Below are 21,691 nucleotides of genomic sequence, written 5' to 3' on the forward strand. Positions count from 1 at the left end.
ATTGTAAATATAGTTTTAAGAAAAAATAAAAAATAGTATTTTTGTCTATGATTATTACCGTTAAAAGATTATTTAAAAAATCAATACGGATCAATATGCAAAATTCTAAGTTTTTTCATCAACAATCAATTTCTACTAAGCATCCGTCGTGGTAATTGATTGTTAATAAAAAATTAAGCTCCCCCCATTTTGCAAAAGCCTCATATAAACAGGCAAATTCAATCATAGAAACGATGCGATTAATTAGATTTTATTCGCTCTACAACATTTTTTTTATCATTTTCAAAATTGATTTAAAATCACCTGTTGTAGTTATAAAAAAAAAGAAAAATCGTTTCTGATTGCGGATTCATTATGCTAATATAAACCGAAAGAGTTTGGCACAGTTGTTGTAACACCAAATTAGTAAACGCATTTCAACTGTTTTATTTGCATTTCGTCGATCATAATAAACCATCACTCCACATTAGGAATGATTAAAAAATAAAAAAATGAACAATTCTGATTTAAAAATATTAATTGCTGAGGATGATGTATTAATGATTAAAATCCTTGAGTTCATTCTAAAAAAAGAAGGATATCAAGTTACCTCGTGCAAAGATGGTTTGAGTGCCATAGAAAAAATTCCCGTACTCATTCCTGACCTGATTATTACCGACATTATGCTTCCTTTTCGCTCTGGACTGGAAATAATTGGGTATTCCAAAGAAACCTTTGAAAACATCCCAGTAATTGTGGTTTCATCATTGGGAGAAGAAGAAGGAACTGTTATTGAGGCTTTCAACCTAGGAGCTGATGATTTCGTATCGAAACCTTTTAATCCAAATGAATTGTTACTTAGAGTAAAACGTTTATTCGCAAAAAAGAATTACAGCATAAAACCAAAAGAAGTTAATATAACTATTAGCGCCTAACCAAATTAATTCCACATACATGAAAAAAAGCATATTAACAATTGTACTTGCAATCTTCTCATTAATCAGTTTTGGACAAAAAAATACCTCTGCTCTTAATATTAAAGAAAATTTGGCAAAAGGTTTCAAAACAGCAAATAGTGAATCGTATCCTCTAGCAGATAGACTTACTTATATTTTCGTAAAGGAAAAAGACATCAAGAATGACAAAACAAGATATTTGATGGAAATTTCGATGACAGAACCTTTGAAAAAAACATTAAACAGTGAACTCAAAGCCTCTATTCAATTTGGTAATGGCGACTTTATAACAAGAGAAACAAAGGAAAATTCAGGTTGGTTTAATGGTACATTCACGATTGAAATATACAACTTAAAACGAGCTCAAGAATTTGGAATCGAACATTTTATAATAGAAGGTGAAAAAACAAAAATCTATTGTATCGACAAAATTATCAATACTGATTTTAAAAATAATTTTGCCGAAATAGTAAAAACTCAATTATAAAACAAGCTATTATAAAAGTGTGCAACTCTATTTGAAATTAAATAACAGCAATTAAAAAATAAAAAATATTCAACAATATTACTCAAAAATGAAAAAACTAACTTTCGCAATTCTATTAGCAACCTACTCATTGATAGGTTTCGCTCAATCTGCGTCCACTGATATAACAAAAACAAAAGATTTCAAAACCGGAATCTGTACCATATCGCAAAAATCAAGCGAATTGACTCCAGAACTTTCCTATACCCTTACAAAAGTCATAGATTCAAAAAATGATAAGACAGCTTATTTGATGAAAATAACAATGTTGCAACCGTTCAAAAAAACATTAAATAAAGATTTGACATGTATAGTGGAACTTGATGACAACACCTACGTGGACAATATACAAACCAAAGAATATGCAGGTTGGTTCAAAGGAACACTGACAATCGAATTACAGCATCCAGAAAAAATGAAGCATAATGGCTTAAAGCATTTTATGTTAAAAGGGGAAAAAACTATTCTTTATCATATTTCTGAAAAGAACAAAGAAGCCTTAAAAAACAATATCAGCAAATTAATCCAAGAACAAATATAATTACGTTTTTAAATCCATGACAAACCTTTGTAAACTATTGCCACAATAGTATATAGAGGTTTGTTTATTTTCTGCTCAACCATAACAAAAACATATTCAATCAATTAATTCAACACCAACTACGAGCAGATTATGAATCAAACTATTACCAAATAAAGCCAAAGTTGGCTTGAGCTTTCTTTCCTTAGTTTCAAAAAACCTATCTTTGCACAAAATTAAAACAATAATGAGCACTTTCGAACAATTCAATCTCCCTAAATCAGTACAAAAAGCGATAAGCGATTTAGGTTTTACATCCCCTACTCCTATTCAGGAAAAAACTTTTTCTGTGATAATGTCCGGACGTGATATGATGGGAATTGCACAAACAGGTACTGGTAAAACATTTGCCTATTTATTGCCTTTATTAAAATTATACAAATTTACTCCTGGTCATACTCCTAAAATAGTAATCCTTGTTCCGACCCGCGAATTGGTTGTTCAAGTTGTGGAAGAAGTCGAAAAATTGACCAAATACATGTCGGTTCGAACGATAGGAATTTTTGGTGGGGTAAATATTAATACACAAAAAACTTTGGTGTATCAAGGATGTGATATTCTTGTAGGAACCCCAGGTAGAGTTATGGATTTAACATTAGATAATGTAATCCGCTTTGAAGAAATGCAAAAACTGGTTATAGACGAGTTTGACGAAATGCTAAATTTAGGTTTTCGCACACAGTTGACATCTATTTTGGCTATGATGCCAAAAAAACGTCAAAATATTCTGTTTTCGGCGACAATGACTGATGAAGTAGATGCTATTTTAAATGACTATTTTGATTACCCTGAAGAAGTGACACTATCGGCATCAGGAACTCCTTTGGAAAACATTACTCAAATAACATATCAAGTTCCTAATTTCAATACCAAAATAAATCTTTTAAAGCATTTATTGGAAACCAATGAAGACATGAGTCGCGTTTTGGTTTTTGTGAATAATAAAAAAATCTCTGATATGGTTCACGAACGTATAGAAGAAGATTTTGAAGATCAATTTGGTGTAATCCACTCCAATAAATCCCAAAATTACCGTTTGAGTACCATGGCATCTTTCCAAGAAGGAAATCTTCGCGGTTTGATTACTACAGACATTATGGCGAGAGGTTTGGATATTTCGAATATTACACACGTAATCAACTTCGAAATGCCCGAATTACCAGAATTATATATGCACCGTATTGGTAGAACGGGTCGTGCCGATGCAACAGGAACTGCTATAAGTTTAATCACACCTCGTGAAGAAGAATCTAAAGTGGCTATTGAAATTTTGATGAATACAGAATTGGCTGTTGAAACTTTCCCAGAAGAAGTTGAAGTTTCAGCCAAACTAATAGAACCTGAGAAAGATAGACAACCAATTAAGTTTTTGATGAAAAAACAAAAACTCGAAGGAGATGGAGCTTTTCAGGAAAAAAGCAAAAAGAACAAGAAAGTCAATTTAGGTGGACCAGGTGTAACCAAGAAAAAAACACATGGTTCGGTTAATAGAAATATGCTTAAAAATCAAGCCAAAAAACGTAAAGACAAAAAATAGTTGACAGAATCCAATTGCCAGTTTTTCAGTTAAACAAATGGTCCATAGTTTTCAACTATGGACCATTTGTTTTTTATATATTAACGGTACTGAATACTAATTTTACTTTGCAAACACCAAACAAACTGGAGAACATAAATCAAATTTTTTCTTTGTATCTGTTAGTGAGCCATTTCTTTTGTTAATTTTAAAAATCACAATGTCATTTGTATATTGATGTGCCACCAAAAGAAACTTCCCTGTTGGGTCTATAGCAAAATTTCTAGGTCCTTTACCTAAAGTACTTACTTGACCCTTTGATTTTAATTTCCCTTTTTTCAAAATTTTAAAAACCGAAAGAGTATTGGCATCACCCCTATTCGAAGCATATAAAAACTTTCCGTTTGGAGAAACATGAATATCAGCTGAGCTAAAAGTTCCCTTATAATCATTCGCCAAAATAGTAGTTACATTTATTTGAGTTAGCTTTCCGTCTGCATAACTAAAAGTAGTCAATGCTCCGTCTAATTCCTGCAACAAGTAGATGTATTTTCCATTCTTACTAAACGTCAAATGTCTAGGTCCACTTCCTGCTTTTACCGAAACACTGTCTTTTAATGTTAAAACATCAGTAGTTCCTGTTGGATTATAATTATACACATATACTTTATCAGTACCTAAATCATTGCTTAAAACAAACTTTTTGTCTGGCGAAAAATATACCATGTGAACATGGGGCTTTTCTTGTCTTTCGGCATTAACACCCTTTCCATAGTGCTGAATAACCTGCTTAGCTTCGGTTAAACTGCCGTCCTCATTTTTACCAAAAACTGAAATATTTCCTCCTGAATAATTAGCAACTATCACATTTTTATCATCATTGATGAGATAACAAGGATCAGCTCCTTTTGAACTTACTTTATTAATTGAACTGGGTTTCCCACTTACAGCATCAAATGCAAATGAACTTACAGTACTTTCTGCTCCATTTTCATTTACGGCATAAATAAACTTTTCATCCTTAGAAAGAGATAAATAACTAGGATTAATAATACTATCTGATGATTTTTTTAATCTTATTTGAGCATTATTAGTATCAAATTCATACACATAAATACCTCTGCTATAACATGGATTGGTATAGGTACCTACAAGGAGATTGACTTTGTTTTTTTGAGCCAATATTGGGGCTAAAGAAGAAATTAATAAAAGAAATAGGTAAACTTTTTTCATATTTTATAGTTTTCAGAATAGCTAAAATACTTATTTTCTTTCAGAATTACCCTAATTACTTACTAATTTGAAAAATAATAACAACATCATGAGAAACTGTCAGCAAATTTGTATTTTTGACTCACAAAATTCAATGAAATAATTTCATAAAATCCTGTGAAGCAAACAAAATCTTAGAATGCACTTTAAACAACCTGAAATTCTATACTTTCTATTCCTGTTGATTGTTCCAATTTTGGTGCATTTATTTCAATTAAGACGTTTCAAAAAAGAATATTTCACCAATGTTCGTTTCCTAAAAGCCCTTTCTATTCAAACCCGAAAAAGTTCCAAAATCAAAAAATGGCTACTTTTGGCCTGTAGAATGCTTTTGCTTATTTGCATTATTCTAGCCTTTGCCCAACCTTTTTTTGAATCCAAAGACAGCAAAAATGCAAACAATGAAATGTATATAATATTGGATAATTCCTTTAGTATGCAAGCCAAAGGAAAAAAAGGGGAATTATTGAGACGTGCCATTCAAGAACTCTTAGAAGAAACTCCTGAAAATGCTAATTTTTCTTTGCTAACCAATACAGACTCATACTGGAATACCGATATCAAAACCATACGAAGTGAATTGCAAAACATGAAATACAGCGCAACTCCTTTTCAATTGGATAACATTATAGCCAAAATAAAAGCCCATAAATCAGCTTTTAAGAAAGATATTGTCATTATCACCGATGCGGTTGGGCTTACTCAAAACCAATTAAAAAATATTGACACCGACAACGTTCCATATTTTATAGTTCCAAAAGCCGAGCAAAAAAACAATGTGGCTATCGACAGTGTTTTTATCCGTCAAACACTTGATGATTTTTATGAATTAAGTATCAATACCACAAATTACAGTGATGATTTCAAACCTGTTCCCGTGGCTTTGTACAATCAAAACAAACTGGTTGCCAAAACCATTATCAATTTCAAGAACAAAAAGGAAACCACAAATTTCACTATTCCTAAGCAAGCTTTTCACGGCTATGTCTCCATTGAAGACAATGATTTGGCTTACGACAATAAATTGTTTTTTAGTATTTCAAAAATCAAAAAGACAAACATCATTAGTATCGGAGCACCTGAAAAAAACAATTTTCTATCCAGAATTTATACCGATGATGATTTCAATCATAGTTCTTTCACTATAAACACTTTGGATTACAACAGTATTGACAAACAAGATGCGATTGTTTTGAATGAACTGGACGAAATTCCACAAGCTTTACAAACCACTTTAAAAGCTTTTGTAAACAAAGGTGGAAACCTAATTGTGATTCCATCAGAAACCGCTTCAATTCCTAATTTAAATACTTTATTAAGTCAGTTTGGTTCTACACAATTTCAATCATTGGAATCAAATGAAAAACTGATTACTAAAATCAACTTCAGCCATCCGTTATTTGCTAGCGTTTTTGAAAAAAAAACCAATAATTTTCAATATCCAAAAACCAAAAAAAATTTCACTATTTCTAGCCCTAGTCCGGCAGTTTTAAATTTTGAGGATCAATCTCCATTTTTGATAGGCCTTCGAAATGCCGTTTCATCAGTTTATGTTTTTTCGGCTCCGATAAATGCTTCAAATTCTAATTTTCAACAGTCACCTCTAATTGTTCCTGTCTTTTACAAAATGGCTTTAAGCAAGCTAAATAATGGTATTAACGCTAACACTATTGGCAAAAATGACTCGTATATTGTTTCTGTTCTTTTATCCAAAGATGAAATTCTGACCGTAAAAAATTCAGAAGAACAATTTATCCCGGTGCAACAACTTCTGAATAATAAAGTACAATTATTTTTTAATGATTACCCTGAAAAAGCTGGTAATTATACAATTCACGATTCTAAAAAACCGATAGAAAACATCAGCTTTAATTATCCAAGAACCGAAAGCGATCTGGATCAAGTAAACGAAAGCCTATTATCCGATTACAAAACAAGTGACTCCGTTTCAACCATTTTTGACACACTACAAACCAGTCGAAGCGACAATCAGATTTGGAAATGGTTTATTATCTTTGCACTACTCTTCCTAGCATTGGAAATGGCAATTATCAAATTTGTGAAATAACAATCTGGTTTCTAAAAACTATAAAAATATTATGAAAATAATCATCCGAAGCGCCAAAATTATCGATTCGAAAAGTCCCTTTCACAATCAGACTGTAGATCTTTTAATTGTAGATGGTTTTATAAAAAAAATAGGGACTGCACTTCCAAATACCGATAATGACGAAGAACTGAAACTAGACAACCTTCACCTTTCTCAAGGATGGTTTGACAGTAGTGTTTCCTTGGGAGAACCTGGTTTTGAAGACAGAGAAACTATAGCAAACGGACTTGATGTTGCAGCCAAAAGCGGTTTTACAGCCATCGCATTGCAACCCAATTCCTATCCGGTTATAGATAATCAGGCTCAAGTGAATTTTGTAAAAAACAAAGCCAATGGTTTTGCAACACAACTCTTTCCAATTGGAGCTTTAACCAAAGAAAGCGAAGGGAAAGATATGGCCGAATTGTATGATATGAAAAATTCCGGGGCAATTGCCTTTGGAGATTATACCAAAAGTTTGGACAATGCCAATTTGTTAAAAATAGCTTTACAATACGTACAGGATTTTGATGGATTGGTTATCGCTTTTGCACAAGACGAAAAAATAAAAGGAAGCGGTGTTGCCAATGAAGGCATTGTTTCCACCCGATTGGGATTGAAAGGCATTCCAGACTTGGCTGAAGAACTTCAAATTGCCCGAAACTTATTTTTGCTGGAATACACAGGTGGCAAAATGCATATTCCAACGATTTCTTCAGCAAAATCGGTACAATTAATTAAGGAAGCTAAAGCAAAAGGACTTAACGTTACTTGTAGCGTAACCGTTCATCATTTGGTATTGACAGATGAAAAACTGGAAGAATTTGACACACGCTATAAAGTAATTCCGCCATTAAAAACCGAAAGTGACAAACAAGCATTGCTTAATGGTGTACTTGATGGAACAATCGATATAATCACATCCGATCACAATCCAATCGACATCGAACACAAAAAAATGGAGTTTGATTTGGCTAAAAATGGAACTATCGGACTGGAAAGTGCTTTTGGCGCTTTGATGACTGTACTTCCATTAGAAACCATAATCGAGAAATTCACAGCAGGAAAAGCTATTTTTAGCATTCAAAATCATAGCATCAGCAAAGGCGAAATAGCCAATATAACTTTATTCAATCCCGAAGGCACAAGCGTATTCACAAAAGAAAACATACTTTCAAAATCCAAAAATTCAGCATTTTTAGGAATCAATCTAAAAGGAAAAGCATACGGAATTTTCAATCAAGGAAAATTAATCTTAGGATAACCAAAAAGCATGAACAACAATATTGAAGCTGGAAAAACAGCAGCCATTACCAGTTATATTTTAGGAATCGGCGTATTTATAGCCATGTCAATGAATAGTGGTGAAGACAAAAATGAATTTGCATCCTTTCATATTCGTCAGGGGCTAGGACTTACACTTACCTTTATTTCTTTAGGATTAATTATTAGTAATTTTAACAGTTTAATGATTTCTGCTCCTATGTGGATTTTCGTTTCAGTTTTATGGACTTATGGTATTTTCAGTGCTATAAAAGGCGAAACAAAACCAGTTCCATTACTTGGAGAATACTTCCAGAAATGGCTCAAAAGTATCTCTTAAAATAAAATCCAAAATTATAAAACACAAATTCCAAATCCTGAAATTTGAATTCAAAATATAAAAAATGAATCTATCTTTAGAATATAAAATAAGAGAACCCAAAGTGATTCTCGACAAAAATCCATTATTACTATTGCTTCATGGATATGGTAGCAACGAAGCTGATTTATTTTCGTTTGCAAGTGAATTACAAAACGAATACTATATTATCTCGGTCCGTGCTCCTTACGATTTACAATACGGAAGTTATGCTTGGTACGCCATCAATTTTGATGCTGACCAAAATAAATTTTCAGATAACGATCAGGCCCGAATTTCTAGAGATGTAATTGCAGATTTTATTGATGAATTAGTTGCCAATTATCCTATTGATGCTAATGATGTTAACCTAATCGGTTTCAGTCAAGGTTCAATTTTAAGTTATGCAGTAGCTCTTTCGTATCCAGAAAAAGTAAATAAAGTAGTTGCGATGAGCGGTTATCTCAATTTAGAAATTGTAGCCGAAGATTATCTGAAAAACAACCTTAGCAAACTAAAAATATTTGCATCCCACGGAACTGTTGATCAAGTAATTCCTGTGGATTGGGCTAGAAAAACTCCATCCATATTAGAAAAATTAGGCGTTGCCATTACCTACAAAGAATATCCTGTAGGCCATGGTGTTGCTCCTCAAAACTTTTTTGATTTCAAGAACTGGCTAGTTGAGAACTAGTATCCAGCGTTCAGTTTTTTAGTGTTCAATTATTTCTGACCACTAAAAAACTGACTAATTACTTTCCTTTTTTACTTTTGGTATAAAAAAGATTGATTCACTTCAAAAGAAACGCTTTCGTCTTCGTTAATAAAATATTTCAATAATACCTCACCCCAATATTCCCCATCAGTGTAGTCAGCGATTATCCAACGGTGGTTCAAAACTTTTACTTTATTGATTGAAAACTTAGTAGCTCCCAATTGTTCTTGTCCCGTATAAGGATTTCCTTTTGGGTTAGCATTCAAATCCAATAATTGTCCCGTCACATATGGAATTAATGTAGCATAGTTTCTGATTTTCTCAGACTGAGCCAATTCAAAATAATTTTGTGCGTTTTCATTTTTATCCAATGAAAAATAATTGACATCAGATAATTTATTGCTAACAGACTGTAGACTATCCTTTAACTTGGTTGTTGTTGTTTTATATTTTTCCTGCTCAAAAGTCACCTCTTTGCTTAAATACATATAGGTATAAATATTAAAAACTAAAGACAGAATTAAAGCATAAAGGAGTAACGATTTTTTCATTATTAAAAAATATTAAATAGTAATTTCTAAATTATCATAAGCCAAGAAAACATTTTCTGGCATTCTTTTTTGAACTTCTTCATGAAAACCAAGCATGTGGCTAATATGTGTAAGATAAGCTTTTTCAGGCTTCAGCAAAGCTATAAAATCGAGAGCTTCCTGCAAATTAAAATGTGTATTGTGAGGCTCCTCCCTCAAAGCATTTACGACCAGTACTTTAAGATTTTTCAACTTCTCAATTTCTGCTTCTTCAATAGTCTTTACGTCCGTTAAATAAGCAAAATCATCAATTCTAAATCCAAAAACCTGAAGACTACCATGCATTACAGTTATGGGAACTGCCATCTTATTACCTATAGAGAATGGAATGTCGTTACATATTTCAATAGTTTTTACCGAAGGAGATCCAGGATATTTATTGACTGTTTCAAATATGTAGTCAAATCTTTTTTCAATATTAGCAAGTACTCGTTTATGAGCATAAATCGGAATCTCTCCCTGCTTATAATTGAAGGGGCGAATATCATCCAATCCAGCCGTATGATCGGCATGTTCATGTGTAAATAAGATACCGTCTATTTTTCTGCAATTGGACACCAACATTTGTTGCCTAAAATCGGGGCCGCAATCGATAACGTACGAATGGTCTTCCCACGAGATCCAAGCAGAAACACGCAGCCTTTTATCCTTAAAATCAGTGCTTTTACAAACTTCATGATCACTCCCTATAATTGGAATTCCTTGAGACGTACCTGTACCTAAAAAATATACCTTCAATTGTCTTTCTTTTTTTTACAAAAATAGGATTAATTCTCTTTCTTTAGAAGCCGAATTAGTTAACTTTGTAACATAATTGCCCAAATTAAACAAAAAAAAATGGAAGCCAAAATAAAACTAAAAGGAGACAAAGTTATTGAGCAAATTCCTTCTTTAAAGGACAAAGCACTTCGTATCAATTTAAATGAAAATATATACGGGACTTTTGCCGAAATTGGAGCTGGTCAAGAAACAGTGAGACATTTTTTTAGATCAGGTGGATCATCAGGAACAATAGCAAAAGCAATGTCTGCTTATGATAAAGACTTTAGTGATGCTGTTTATGGAATTGAAGAAGACGGTCGTTATGTAACCGAAAGTAGACTTAAAAAAATGCTTACTTTTGAAAGCGAATTGATTGAAGAACGTTTAAGCAGAACAAAGCATCCTAACAAAATGTTTTTTAGTTATGCCAATACAGTTGCAACGATAGATTTTGCGAAACAATTTAAAGGCCACGGTTGGGTAGGAATCCGATACCAACTGGATCCAACCGAAGACTACAACGAAATTATCATCCACATTCGATTCAAAGAAACCGATTCTAGATTACAACAAGAAACTTTAGGCGTATTAGGAGTGAATCTAATTTATGGTGCTTTCTATAAATACAATGATCCTAAAAAACTACTAAGATATTTATACGACCACTTGGATAAAGACCAACTGGAGATTGACACCATCAATTTTTCAGGTCCTCGTTTTGCTGATGTTGATAATCGATTAATGAGTTTACAATTGGTAAAAAATGGAATGACAGATGCGGTAATGTTTAATCCTGAAGGTGTAAACGTTTTACCAGCAGCAATCCTGTACAAGAAAAACATTCTCGCTTTTAGGGGAAGTTTTCGTCCAGTTACCAAGGTAAATATGGACATGTACAAACAGTCCTTAAATATGTTTTTGGAAGAAAACAAAGTAGAAAAAGAAAACACATTGGTGATTTTCGAAATTACATTATCAAATTTACGATCAGATGGTGAAATTGACGAAAGAGATTTTATGGATCGTGCCGAATTGCTTTGCTCTCTGGGACAAACTGTAATGATATCCAATTTTCAAGAATACTATAAAGTTGTCGAATATTTTTCTAATTACACCAAAGCCAGAATGGGACTTGCCATGGGGGTTAACAACTTAGTGGATATTTTTGACGAGAAATATTACCGCCATTTAAGTGGAGGAATATTGGAAGCTTTCGGAAAATTATTCTATCGTGACATGAAAGTGTTCTTATATCCAATGCTGGGTGATGAAGGAGAAGTTATCACTTCCAAAAACTTAAAAGTGCATCCTAGAATGAAAGAATTATACAAATTCTTTAAATTCAATGGAAAAGTTGTTGATATCGAAGATTACAATCCTGAAATACTAGAAGTATTCTCACGTCAAGTACTAAAAATGATAGGTGACGGAAAACCAGGCTGGGAAGCAATGTTACCTCCTGGAGTTCCTGAAATCATTAAAGAAAAACGTCTTTTTGGATATCATCCCAATTCACTTTTGGAAGCGAGTAATTAAGATTTTCATTTATTCAAAAAATATAACTTTATTAAAAAATCCAAGAAAGACAAATTGTTTTTCTTGGATTTTTTATTTTGAGAAACGACTCAAGCTAATTCTATATTAATGTTTATTTCAATATTTGATCAGCGTGAGCTTTGGTTTTAACAGTAGTGATAACATCTTCAATAATTCCATTTTCATCAATTACAAAAGTCGTTCTGTGAATTCCATCGTACTCTCTTCCCATAAACTTTTTTGGTCCCCACACACCAAAACCATTAATTACAGACTTATCCTCATCTGCCAATAATGGAAAAGGAAATTCGTATTTATCTCTGAACTTGGCTTGAGCTTTTGCACTATCAGCACTTACACCCAAAAGTTCATAATTATTGGCTTGAAAGCGTTCAAAATTATCTCTTAAATCACAAGCTTCAGTAGTACAACCCGGTGTAGATGCTTTTGGATAAAAGAAAACCACTAACTTTTTGCCAGCATAATCGGCTAGTTGATGTGATTTCCCATCTTGGTCTATTCCTGAAAATTGTGGTGCTTTATCTCCTTTTTTTAATGTAGTCATTTATTTTTTAGATTCTAAGTTACTAAGTGGCTAAGGTACTAAGTTTTGAAAAAAATGGCATCCAAAATTCTATTCAAAAACTAAATAATACTATTTTTACATTCAAAAGGAGTCTTAGAAACTTAGATTCTTTGTAACTCAGTAACTCAAAAAATGACCAAACAGGAACGCATAACATTTGTCATAAACACGTTGAAGGAATTATATCCTACTATCCCGATTCCGCTAGACCATAAAGATCCTTATACTTTGCTGATTGCGGTTTTACTTTCGGCTCAATGCACAGATGTACGCGTCAATCAAATCACTCCATTACTTTTTGCTAAAGCGGATAATCCGTACGATATGGTTAAAATGTCGGTGGAAGAGATTAAGGAAATCATTCGGCCTTGTGGTTTATCACCTATGAAATCAAAAGGAATTCATGGTTTATCACAAATTTTGATTGAAAAACACAATGGCCAAGTGCCACAAAGCTTTGAATATCTCGAAGAATTGCCAGCAGTGGGACATAAAACTGCCAGTGTGGTAATGTCTCAAGCCTTTGGAGTCCCAGCGTTTCCAGTTGACACGCACATCCATAGATTGATGTATCGCTGGAATTTGACAAATGGAAAAAATGTAGTTCAAACCGAAAAAGATGCCAAACGAATTTTTCCTGAAAATTTATGGAATGATCTTCACCTTCAAATTATTTGGTACGGACGTGAATATTCACCTGCTAGAGGCTGGAATCTTGAGAGAGATATAATCACTAGAACAATTGGGCGAAAATCAGTTTTAAGTGAATTTATCAAAAAGTAATTGACTATAAATAATAAATTTCACTAATCTCATAAAAGAAATTAGTGAAATTTGTTATTCAAGTCAGCATTGTGAAACTTGAATTATCTTCTTAACAAGAAGCTGTGTTTAATTGACAATAATTTCAAAAACCTTACCCTCTATTTTCACTATTTTTAATGCTTTAGAGTAATTTAATAATAAAGATACCACCTCATTATCTGGTTTCATTTTTTTATTGATTTTTAATGCTTTAGAGTAATTCTTTTCCATATGAAATATAAATTTTATTTTATACTACAACGGGAGAATTATCCATTTATTGTCAATTTGTCAAAACAATTTGATGTTTATCTATTATTTTTCTCAAATTCATTATAGCATATCTCATTCTACCCAAGGCTGTATTGATACTTACTCCTGTACTCTCAGAAATTTCTTTAAAACTCATATCTTGATACATACGCATAATCAAAACTTCTTTTTGATCCATAGGAAGCTCCTCTACTAATCTCCTAATATCGACCTCAACTTGATCGGCAATAATTTGGTTTTCAACCGTAAGAGAATCATCCGACATTATAGAAAAAATAGAAAATTCTTCAGTTTCTCTGAATAGCGGCATTTTTTTTGATTTTCTATAAAAATCAATTATTAAATTATGGGCAATTCTCATTATCCAAGGCAAAAACTTACCTTCCTCGTTATATGACTGAGTTTTTAAAGTTTTAATAACTTTGATGAAAGTATCTTGAAAGATGTCATTTGAAATCTCTCTATCGGCTACTTTAGAATAGATAAATCCATAAATTTTAGATTCATGTCTTTTGATTAGTATAGCCAAGGCACTTTCGTCACCGGCCATATAATCCTTTACTAATAAAGCATCTGATTTTTGTAAATTTGCCATAGCAATTCCTTTTTAGATTAGTTAGGTTGGGGAAATCTTCTAAAAAGTAGTTCTATACTATAGGCTTGTGGGGGTTAGTTAGGTTATTATTTTTCAAATTTAACAAATAATTATCAAAAGTAACAAGAAAAAAGATGATAAATATCATTTTTATATTTTTTAATCAATTCAACAAAACAATAAAACACTGCTATACACCGTTATACATGATTTATTTTGATAATAAAAAATAGAAAATTCATATATCAAGATGAACTGTATAGAATCAAAAATGTAAATCAAAAACAACAAATTGGTTAAAAGCCAATTATTGATCTCATTTCTTTGGATAATCTCACATCAAAATTGAGTACTTTTGTGGAAATTCATTTTTAGTATGTCAATTGATATTTCCAAACTAGACCCAAAGAAAAACATCATTATAAAAGGTGCGCAGGTACATAATTTAAAAAATGTAGATGTCGCCATTCCAAGAAACAAACTTGTAGTTATTACAGGACTTTCAGGCTCCGGTAAATCCAGTTTGGCTTTTGATACTTTGTATGCCGAAGGACAGCGCCGTTATGTGGAAAGTTTATCTTCGTATGCTAGACAATTCTTGGGGCGATTGGACAAACCAAAAGTGGAATACATTAAAGGGATTGCTCCTGCTATTGCCATAGAACAAAAAGTAAATACGACCAATGCTCGTTCAACCGTAGGAACTTCAACTGAAATATACGATTACATCAAATTATTGTTTGCTCGAATTGGAAGAACTTATTCGCCTATTTCAGGACAAGAAGTCAAAAAAAACACTGTTACCGATGTAGTTACTGAAGTTAAAGAATTTGAGTTAGACAGCAAATGGTTACTCCTCGCCCCTATTCATCTTGAAGAAGGAAGACAATTGGAAGATAAATTAAAAGTCTTATTACAACAAGGTTTCGCTAGAATTTTGGTCAATAATGAAATGGTTCGTTTGGATGATTTCACTACTGCAGAACAACATACTTTAGACCATAAAGATATTTTACTCATCATTGACCGAATCGTAGTCAAAGATGAAGAAGAGTTTTATAATCGATTATCAGATGCCGTGCAAACAGCCTTTTTTGAAGGAAAAGGAATTTGTTATTTGCAGGAATTAAATTCAGATAAAAAACTTTCGTTTTCAAATAATTTTGAATTGGATGGCATTAGTTTTCTAGAACCTAATGTCCATTTATTCAGCTTCAACAATCCTTATGGTGCTTGTCCTGTTTGTGAAGGCTACGGAAATATCATAGGAATTGATGCCGAATTAGTTGTTCCAAACACTTCACTTTCGATTTTTGAGAATGCAATATTTCCTTGGCGAGGTGAAAGTATGGGCTGGTTTCGGGACGAATTGGTAAACCATGCCTATAAATTTGATTTCCCTATTCACAAACCTTTCTTCCAATTGACAGAAGAACAAAAAGACCTGATTTGGACAGGAAACAAATATTTTCAAGGACTGAATGGTTTTTTCAAAGAACTCGAAGAGAAAAATTATAAAATTCAAAACCGCGTAATGCTTTCTCGTTACAGAGGTAAAACTAAATGCCATGTCTGCAAAGGAAAACGTCTTAGAGTTGAAGCTTCGTATGTCAAAATCAATGGTAAAACCGTATCTGAATTAGTAGATTTACCAATCAAACACTTAGTTGATTTTTTCAAGAATCTTGATTTGGATGAATACGAAAAACAAATTGCCAAACGATTATTAATCGAAATCAATAATAGATTGTCATTTTTAGTAGAAGTTGGTTTGAATTATTTGACTTTAAACCGAAATTCATCTACACTTTCTGGAGGAGAATCCCAACGTATCAATTTAGCAACTTCATTAGGCAGTAGCCTTGTAGGTTCCATGTATATTCTGGACGAACCAAGTATTGGTTTACACCCTAAAGATACTGAACGCCTAATTAAAGTTTTATTGTCGTTGCGTGACCTTGGCAATACCGTAATCGTAGTCGAGCACGATGAAGACATTATGAAAGCCGCCGATATGATTATCGACATAGGTCCAGAAGCCGGGACTTTAGGAGGGAATCTAGTAGCACAAGGTACTTATGGTGAAATCCTTAAATCAAGCTCTTTAACTGCTAAATATTTGAATGGAGATCTTGAAATAACAGTTCCTAAAAAACGACGTCCTTATAAAAATTTCATCGAAATAAAAGGCGCGAGAGAAAACAATCTTCAAAATATAGATGTTACTTTTCCACTTGATGTCTTAACTGTAATTACAGGGGTTTCTGGTAGTGGAAAAAGCACGCTTGTCAAGAAAATTCTTTTCCCTGCAATGCAGAAAAAATTAGACAATGCTGGAGAAAAAGCGGGACAGTTTAGTGAGCTTTCAGGTTCTTTTTCGCAAATAAAGCATATTGAATACGTTGATCAAAATCCTATTGGAAGAAGCTCCCGTTCCAATCCGGTAACCTACATCAAAGCCTATGATGATATTCGGGAATTGTATGCCAAAGAAAAACTTTCCAAAGTAAGAGGCTACCAAGCCAAGCATTTTTCTTTTAATGTGGATGGTGGAAGATGCGAAACATGCAAAGGTGAAGGATCCATAAATGTAGAAATGGTTTTCATGGCTGATGTTCAATTACCTTGTGAAACCTGCAACGGAAAACGTTTCAAAAAAGAAGTCTTAGAAGTATTTTTTGACGGCAAAAACATTAATGACATCCTGACGATGACTATTGATGATTCCATTACTTTCTTTGAAAAAAATAAGCAAACAAAAATCACACAAAAACTACAACCCCTGCAAGATGTAGGTTTAGGATATGTACAATTAGGCCAATCCTCATCAACCCTTTCTGGAGGGGAAGCTCAACGTATAAAACTCGCTTCTTTTTTAGTGAAAGGAACTATCAAGGATAAAGCGCTGTTTGTATTTGATGAACCCACAACTGGATTGCATTTTCACGATATCAAAAAATTAATGGCTTCCTTTGATGCTTTAATTGAAAAAGGGCATTCGATACTTGTGATAGAACACAATCTCGACTTAATAAAATGTGCCGATTGGGTTATCGATCTAGGTCCTGAAGGTGGCGAAAATGGAGGTTTATTACTCGCTGTAGGAACTCCAGAAGAAATAGTTAAAAACAAAAAATCGATCACAGCAAAATATTTAAAAGAAAAACTATAAAGAGTACTAGTTTTCATCCAATAAAAAAGCCACACACAATTAATAATTTGTGGTGGCTTTTTATTCATTATCCCTGTATATATAAATATATTCCAGAAGAATTACTTGTTATTTTTAATCAACCCAAAGCCTAAAAGTAACCTAATATTTTGCCACAGATTTACAGATTTTCACTAATCCAATCCTATAAATATAAAAACGAAGTACGTCCCAGTCAATCTGTGGCAATCTATTTCCGATTCTAAGACAAAAAGGATTAACCTAAATAACAATTCTCTTCAAAAATTATACCTTCCTCATCAATTGCTATTAATACTTTCTTATCCTTGGAAGCAACTTGTGTCAAATACAGCCAAGGCAAAAACCACATCCCTAATGTTGCACAACAAGCTAAAAAATTGAGGCTATGATTTATTTTTTTGCCTTCTTTATATAAAACAGTAAAAGGCAATTTATCATTTCGTTCTACAACAACAAATCCATTTTGAATCTTATTCGAAATGATTTTTGTAAATAGATTTAATTTATCTTGATTAATAAAATGCTTTTTCATCTTTTGTGTATTAATTTAAATAAGTATTTAGATAAATATATAAGAATAATACAAAATTAAGCTACATACAAGAAAACCACAATACCCACTTTTGGTGATATTGAAAAAATAATTTCACAATAACTTAACTATCAATGATTTAAAAATAAATTATCTATTGAAATGCAAAAATACTCGTTGAACTGAATCACAACAAAAAATAAACAATAATTTACTTGCAAAATATTTTAAAAAAAAACATATTTTAATAGGTTAATTTACATAAAAAAATTATTCCCCAATTTTTACATTAAATGGAGATGCCTTATATTCCTTATCTAGATAATTTTCGGGTATAGTTGTTTTGTTTCCGTCTCGATGTGAATTGTAATGAGGAGACATAATTTCTAGACCTGCCTCATTAAAACAGTCCTGAATGTTTTGATGCAATTTTGAATAAATAGTAGGTTGCTGATTTGGTTGTTTAGTGTAAGCGTTAATTTCGTACGCAACGTAAAAATCATCTAAACTAGTTTGCAATACAAAGGGAGCAGGAATCTTTTCGAGTAAATCAGTTCTCAAAGCGGCCTCTACTAGTGCCTTCTGTACGTCATTCCAAGGGCAATCATACCCAATAGTAACTTTAGTATGAATTAATAATCCTTTGGAATCACTATCAGTATTAGCAGAATAATTAATCGAAGAGCTAGATAAAACGGTAGCATTTGGTATCGTAATATCTTCTTGTTTTGGAGTTCGAACACGGGTCACCAAAGCAGTTTTCTCAATAACAGTCCCACTTACATCACCAATTTTTATAAAATCACCAATTTTAAAAGGACGCATATACGTTATTACCAATCCTGCAATCATATTGGCAATCGCATTGGAAGAACCCAATGAGAACAAAACTCCCACAAAGACCGAAACACCCTGAAATATAGGTGAATTAGATCCCGGCAGATACGGAAAAATGATTACCAACATAAAAGCATAAATCAATACTTTAATTATATTAAAAGTTGGCTTGGCCCAATCACTATAAAATCCTTCAATTTTGATTTGTCCCTTCTCAATTTCATCAACAAAAAACTTGATAGCTTTCAAAAGATATTGAAACAATACTATGATTACCAGTATGGAAATTAAATTAGGTAAGAAATTAAGAAACCCCATCAATGCAGTTTTCGCAGGAGTAAAAATCCATTTCAAAAGAGTAGTTGCATAGTCTTCCGTCTCTGGAAAAACACTAAAAATGGCTGGTAAAGAAATATAAAACGTAAAAATCAAAACGACTATTCGAATCATCCTTGCAATCCTTAAAACAAACTCTAAATGCTTTTCTGGAATTAAAATATATGATCCTCTAATTTTTATTCCCGAAAAATATCGTTCCTGCCTATTGACAAGAAAAGTTCGAAACCAACTAAATAGTTTGTTGATGGCAAATACGATTGCAATTATCAAAGTAATCAGTAATAATACGAGTCCGATTCTTTTTAACCAATTTTCGACTGCATTATTTTCCTTTTGAAAAAGCACCGCCTTCTGAATAATGGCAAGGTTTTTTTGCGCCAATGCAAAATTACTACTCCCCATAGTTTTTCCGTCCAAATCTGTGACGGACATCACCACAAAATCGCTCTTATAAACAATATCGACACCAAAATCTGATTTAGTTAGCAATAACGAATCTTTACTAAAAAAAGGATCTTTATAAAGTAATTCTATTCTGCTGGTAATTGCATTGGCTCTATTCTCGGCATTAAAAGAACCTATTTTATTATAGACAAAAAACAAGGTGTCTCTAAAAGGAATTACAGGAAAGCCTTTTAATTTAGAAATATTTTGATTCGAGACAGGGCTTTCATTTTTAGTGCTTTTTAAGTCGGCACTACTTTTTTTAGGTTGTGAAATCAATAATATTGACCATCCAAAAAACAAAAACAATAGTGTAGTTTTAAAATTCATCATAGTCAAAAAGTTTTCCATTAATTCATAAAAAAGTTTCTAGTACAAGGACAATATTCGAAACTATACTTACAAATATAAAAAAACTAAACGACAAAATTTTAAACATATAAGTCATAGAGACTTATAAAATACATCAACTATTTATTTCTCCTGATTTTCAAAAAAACTTTATCTAAAGTTTGATTAATTTCTGGGGAAACGACAAATTTATAGTTAATGAATACATAAACAATGGTTACCAAAATTGATTTTAAAACAATTGCAATAAGTGGATTTATAGGAAACTTCCAAAAGTAAAACATTAAAAAAACACCAAACGTAATTCCTAAAGAATGCAAAGTTTGTTTTGTAAAAGGATACAAATGCAATTTTTTTACAACAAATAATAATTTAGCTAAGCTATACAAAGTAATAGACAGCAAAGTTGCAAAAGCAGAACCAATAATCCCGAAAAGAGGAATAAAAATCATATTTAGACCAACTGTTAAAACAACAAGTGCAACCCCTAAAAACAAAACAGTTTTATAATATTTTGTATTAAAGATAATAGCATTGTTATTCCCTAAAATCAAATCAAAATACTTTGACAAACCAATCATAAATACGACCATAATACCCCCACTGTATTCTTTGGGTACCATTTCATACAATTGATTTATATTCACAAAAATACAAAGCATTACAAACCCGCCCACAATTTGCAGATTAATAGACGTCTTTTTGTATAAAATATTCATTTCATCATGTTTGTTTTCATACATCAATTTTGCCGTAATGGGATATACAATTTGATGCATGGCACGACTTGGAACCGAAATAACTAAAGCGATATAAGTTGCTACCGAATAAAATGCTATATTCTCAATATTCATGTATTGATTCAAAATCATTTTATCTCCATCCAAAAGTAAATTAGCAACACTTCCTGACAAAATAATATAAAAAGTATACACTAATATTTCTTTTGTGTTTACTGGTATAGTAAATTGAAATGTAGGCTTCTGAACACTAAAAGCATAAAACATTGTGACTAAAAATGCTAATATATATATGACTGCCGTTGCATAAACAAAACCCTCTACTGAGAGCCAATTATAATAAACTCCAAGCAACAAAACCAAAGAAAAAAGTCGCAAGCCTACTTCTTTTATAAAATTACCAAAAACCGAATGCATATGTACTCTTGCCCAGGCATAAAAAATTTCGAAATAAGCCATACTCAATCCGATAATAGGAATTAACCAGATATAATTTTTGACTACTGAATTTTTCTTAGACAAAAAGAATACTATTTCATCAAAAAAGAAAAGTCCTAGCAGTAAAAAAGGAATGATTAAAAGCAAAGGAAATAAAACAGTAAATGATAAAAAACGGGATCTTTCTTCTTCCGTCTTATATTGCGAATAGAATTTCACTAAGGTATTTTGCATACCTATGGCAAACAAAGGCATGATAACATTGGCACAAGAAGTGACATAATTTGTTAAACCATAATAAGTAGCTCCAAGAAAAACAGGATATAAATAAATCGTATTTATACCGCCAATTGCAAAACCGATATACGTTATTATTGTGTTTTTTAAAGACTGATTTAATACTATGCCCATTAATAG

At 32.2% G+C, this 21,691-nt stretch carries 20 protein-coding genes; 11 read left to right on the top strand and 9 right to left on the bottom strand.

The window, feature by feature from the left end:
• The first annotated feature begins 491 nt into the window (after positions 1 to 491).
• The 4 genes from J2W95_RS01235 to J2W95_RS01250 all read left to right on the top strand — a co-directional run bounded on the left by J2W95_RS01235 (position 492) and on the right by J2W95_RS01250 (position 3,578).
• A complete protein-coding gene (locus J2W95_RS01235; RefSeq protein WP_310003102.1) occupies positions 492 to 914 on the top strand; it encodes a response regulator transcription factor in 423 nt (140 codons plus the stop codon).
• Between the two features lie 19 nt (positions 915 to 933).
• Entirely contained in the window at positions 934 to 1,422 is a 489-nt protein-coding gene (locus tag J2W95_RS01240) for a hypothetical protein (RefSeq protein ID WP_310003103.1), read from the top strand.
• A gap of 88 nt (positions 1,423 to 1,510) precedes the next feature.
• Positions 1,511 to 2,002, top strand: a complete 492-nt coding sequence (locus J2W95_RS01245; protein WP_310003106.1) for a hypothetical protein — start codon at positions 1,511 to 1,513, stop codon at positions 2,000 to 2,002.
• 226 nt (positions 2,003 to 2,228) lie between these two features.
• The gene (locus J2W95_RS01250) at positions 2,229 to 3,578 is read left to right on the top strand and encodes a DEAD/DEAH box helicase (protein ID WP_310003108.1); all 1,350 of its coding nucleotides are present in this window, start codon (positions 2,229 to 2,231) and stop codon (positions 3,576 to 3,578) included.
• A 102-nt stretch (positions 3,579 to 3,680) separates the two neighbouring features.
• Here the strand turns inward: J2W95_RS01250 and J2W95_RS01255 are convergent, their stop codons facing one another.
• Entirely contained in the window at positions 3,681 to 4,790 is a 1,110-nt protein-coding gene (locus J2W95_RS01255) for a lactonase family protein (protein WP_310003110.1), read from the bottom strand.
• 178 nt (positions 4,791 to 4,968) lie between these two features.
• Here J2W95_RS01255 and J2W95_RS01260 point away from each other — a divergent pair, with 178 nt between their 5' ends.
• The 4 genes from J2W95_RS01260 (at position 4,969) to J2W95_RS01275 (ending at position 9,233) form a co-directional block, all read left to right on the top strand.
• The gene (locus tag J2W95_RS01260; protein ID WP_310003112.1) at positions 4,969 to 6,897 is read left to right on the top strand and encodes a BatA domain-containing protein; all 1,929 of its coding nucleotides are present in this window, start codon (positions 4,969 to 4,971) and stop codon (positions 6,895 to 6,897) included.
• Positions 6,898 to 6,928: 31 nt separating this feature from the next.
• Complete coding sequence (locus J2W95_RS01265) at positions 6,929 to 8,182, top strand: dihydroorotase (RefSeq protein WP_310003114.1); 1,254 nt, start codon at positions 6,929 to 6,931, stop codon at positions 8,180 to 8,182.
• 9 nt (positions 8,183 to 8,191) lie between these two features.
• The gene (locus J2W95_RS01270; RefSeq protein ID WP_310003116.1) at positions 8,192 to 8,521 is read left to right on the top strand and encodes a hypothetical protein; all 330 of its coding nucleotides are present in this window, start codon (positions 8,192 to 8,194) and stop codon (positions 8,519 to 8,521) included.
• A gap of 64 nt (positions 8,522 to 8,585) precedes the next feature.
• Entirely contained in the window at positions 8,586 to 9,233 is a 648-nt protein-coding gene (locus J2W95_RS01275; RefSeq protein ID WP_310003118.1) for an alpha/beta hydrolase, read from the top strand.
• 71 nt (positions 9,234 to 9,304) lie between these two features.
• On the opposite strand, the gene J2W95_RS01280 is transcribed toward J2W95_RS01275, so the two are convergent.
• The gene (locus J2W95_RS01280) at positions 9,305 to 9,805 is read right to left on the bottom strand and encodes a hypothetical protein (RefSeq protein WP_310003120.1); all 501 of its coding nucleotides are present in this window, start codon (positions 9,803 to 9,805) and stop codon (positions 9,305 to 9,307) included.
• Between the two features lie 12 nt (positions 9,806 to 9,817).
• Complete coding sequence (locus J2W95_RS01285; RefSeq protein ID WP_310003122.1) at positions 9,818 to 10,582, bottom strand: MBL fold metallo-hydrolase; 765 nt, start codon at positions 10,580 to 10,582, stop codon at positions 9,818 to 9,820.
• A gap of 99 nt (positions 10,583 to 10,681) precedes the next feature.
• On the opposite strand from J2W95_RS01285, the gene J2W95_RS01290 reads away from it, so the two are divergent.
• Positions 10,682 to 12,142 carry a TonB-dependent receptor gene (locus J2W95_RS01290; RefSeq protein ID WP_310003124.1) on the top strand — a complete coding sequence of 487 codons (1,461 nt, stop codon included), beginning with the start codon at positions 10,682 to 10,684 and terminating at the stop codon, positions 12,140 to 12,142.
• A 112-nt stretch (positions 12,143 to 12,254) separates the two neighbouring features.
• On the opposite strand, the gene bcp is transcribed toward J2W95_RS01290, so the two are convergent.
• Positions 12,255 to 12,707 carry a thioredoxin-dependent thiol peroxidase gene (gene bcp / locus J2W95_RS01295; RefSeq protein ID WP_310003126.1) on the bottom strand — a complete coding sequence of 151 codons (453 nt, stop codon included), beginning with the start codon at positions 12,705 to 12,707 and terminating at the stop codon, positions 12,255 to 12,257.
• 153 nt (positions 12,708 to 12,860) lie between these two features.
• On the opposite strand from bcp, the gene J2W95_RS01300 reads away from it, so the two are divergent.
• Positions 12,861 to 13,511 (top strand): endonuclease III domain-containing protein, encoded by a 651-nt coding sequence (locus J2W95_RS01300; RefSeq protein WP_310003128.1) that lies wholly within the window; start codon positions 12,861 to 12,863, stop codon positions 13,509 to 13,511.
• A gap of 108 nt (positions 13,512 to 13,619) precedes the next feature.
• On the opposite strand, the gene J2W95_RS01305 is transcribed toward J2W95_RS01300, so the two are convergent.
• Entirely contained in the window at positions 13,620 to 13,763 is a 144-nt protein-coding gene (locus J2W95_RS01305) for a hypothetical protein (protein ID WP_310003130.1), read from the bottom strand.
• 52 nt (positions 13,764 to 13,815) lie between these two features.
• Positions 13,816 to 14,400 (bottom strand): RNA polymerase sigma factor, encoded by a 585-nt coding sequence (locus tag J2W95_RS01310; protein WP_310003132.1) that lies wholly within the window; start codon positions 14,398 to 14,400, stop codon positions 13,816 to 13,818.
• A 376-nt stretch (positions 14,401 to 14,776) separates the two neighbouring features.
• Here J2W95_RS01310 and uvrA point away from each other — a divergent pair, with 376 nt between their 5' ends.
• Positions 14,777 to 17,572: an excinuclease ABC subunit UvrA gene (gene uvrA, locus J2W95_RS01315; RefSeq protein WP_310003134.1), complete on the top strand. Its 2,796-nt coding sequence runs from the start codon at positions 14,777 to 14,779 to the stop codon at positions 17,570 to 17,572.
• A gap of 256 nt (positions 17,573 to 17,828) precedes the next feature.
• Here uvrA and J2W95_RS01320 read toward each other — a convergent pair whose 3' ends face one another.
• The 3 genes from J2W95_RS01320 to J2W95_RS01330 all read right to left on the bottom strand — a co-directional run bounded on the left by J2W95_RS01320 (position 17,829) and on the right by J2W95_RS01330 (position 21,685).
• Positions 17,829 to 18,125 (bottom strand): hypothetical protein, encoded by a 297-nt coding sequence (locus J2W95_RS01320; protein WP_310003137.1) that lies wholly within the window; start codon positions 18,123 to 18,125, stop codon positions 17,829 to 17,831.
• 270 nt (positions 18,126 to 18,395) lie between these two features.
• Positions 18,396 to 20,078, bottom strand: coding sequence for a mechanosensitive ion channel family protein (locus tag J2W95_RS01325; protein ID WP_310003139.1), 1,683 nt, complete (start codon positions 20,076 to 20,078; stop codon positions 18,396 to 18,398).
• Between the two features lie 137 nt (positions 20,079 to 20,215).
• A complete protein-coding gene (locus J2W95_RS01330; protein ID WP_310003142.1) occupies positions 20,216 to 21,685 on the bottom strand; it encodes a lipopolysaccharide biosynthesis protein in 1,470 nt (489 codons plus the stop codon).
• Positions 21,686 to 21,691 lie beyond the last annotated feature (6 nt).

Origin of the sequence: Flavobacterium granuli, assembly GCF_031456055.1 — a bacterium.
In the GTDB taxonomy this organism is placed as follows: Bacteria; Bacteroidota; Bacteroidia; order Flavobacteriales; family Flavobacteriaceae; genus Flavobacterium; species Flavobacterium granuli_A.

What these genes read in the sequence shown, in the direction of transcription:
- J2W95_RS01310 (WP_310003132.1), bottom strand. Translation starts at nt 14,400, where the DNA reads ATGGCAAATTTACAAAAATCAGATGCTTTATTAGTAAAGGATTATATG.
- J2W95_RS01325 (WP_310003139.1), bottom strand. Translation starts at nt 20,078, where the DNA reads ATGATGAATTTTAAAACTACACTATTGTTTTTGTTTTTTGGATGGTCA.
- J2W95_RS01250 (WP_310003108.1), top strand. Translation starts at nt 2,229, where the DNA reads ATGAGCACTTTCGAACAATTCAATCTCCCTAAATCAGTACAAAAAGCG.
- J2W95_RS01270 (WP_310003116.1), top strand. Translation starts at nt 8,192, where the DNA reads ATGAACAACAATATTGAAGCTGGAAAAACAGCAGCCATTACCAGTTAT.
- J2W95_RS01235 (WP_310003102.1), top strand. Translation starts at nt 492, where the DNA reads ATGAACAATTCTGATTTAAAAATATTAATTGCTGAGGATGATGTATTA.
- J2W95_RS01265 (WP_310003114.1), top strand. Translation starts at nt 6,929, where the DNA reads ATGAAAATAATCATCCGAAGCGCCAAAATTATCGATTCGAAAAGTCCC.
- J2W95_RS01240 (WP_310003103.1), top strand. Translation starts at nt 934, where the DNA reads ATGAAAAAAAGCATATTAACAATTGTACTTGCAATCTTCTCATTAATC.
- J2W95_RS01330 (WP_310003142.1), bottom strand. Translation starts at nt 21,685, where the DNA reads ATGGGCATAGTATTAAATCAGTCTTTAAAAAACACAATAATAACGTAT.
- J2W95_RS01280 (WP_310003120.1), bottom strand. Translation starts at nt 9,805, where the DNA reads ATGAAAAAATCGTTACTCCTTTATGCTTTAATTCTGTCTTTAGTTTTT.
- J2W95_RS01300 (WP_310003128.1), top strand. Translation starts at nt 12,861, where the DNA reads ATGACCAAACAGGAACGCATAACATTTGTCATAAACACGTTGAAGGAA.
- bcp (WP_310003126.1), bottom strand. Translation starts at nt 12,707, where the DNA reads ATGACTACATTAAAAAAAGGAGATAAAGCACCACAATTTTCAGGAATA.
- J2W95_RS01320 (WP_310003137.1), bottom strand. Translation starts at nt 18,125, where the DNA reads ATGAAAAAGCATTTTATTAATCAAGATAAATTAAATCTATTTACAAAA.
- J2W95_RS01290 (WP_310003124.1), top strand. Translation starts at nt 10,682, where the DNA reads ATGGAAGCCAAAATAAAACTAAAAGGAGACAAAGTTATTGAGCAAATT.
- J2W95_RS01275 (WP_310003118.1), top strand. Translation starts at nt 8,586, where the DNA reads ATGAATCTATCTTTAGAATATAAAATAAGAGAACCCAAAGTGATTCTC.
- J2W95_RS01305 (WP_310003130.1), bottom strand. Translation starts at nt 13,763, where the DNA reads ATGGAAAAGAATTACTCTAAAGCATTAAAAATCAATAAAAAAATGAAA.
- J2W95_RS01260 (WP_310003112.1), top strand. Translation starts at nt 4,969, where the DNA reads ATGCACTTTAAACAACCTGAAATTCTATACTTTCTATTCCTGTTGATT.
- J2W95_RS01245 (WP_310003106.1), top strand. Translation starts at nt 1,511, where the DNA reads ATGAAAAAACTAACTTTCGCAATTCTATTAGCAACCTACTCATTGATA.
- uvrA (WP_310003134.1), top strand. Translation starts at nt 14,777, where the DNA reads ATGTCAATTGATATTTCCAAACTAGACCCAAAGAAAAACATCATTATA.
- J2W95_RS01255 (WP_310003110.1), bottom strand. Translation starts at nt 4,790, where the DNA reads ATGAAAAAAGTTTACCTATTTCTTTTATTAATTTCTTCTTTAGCCCCA.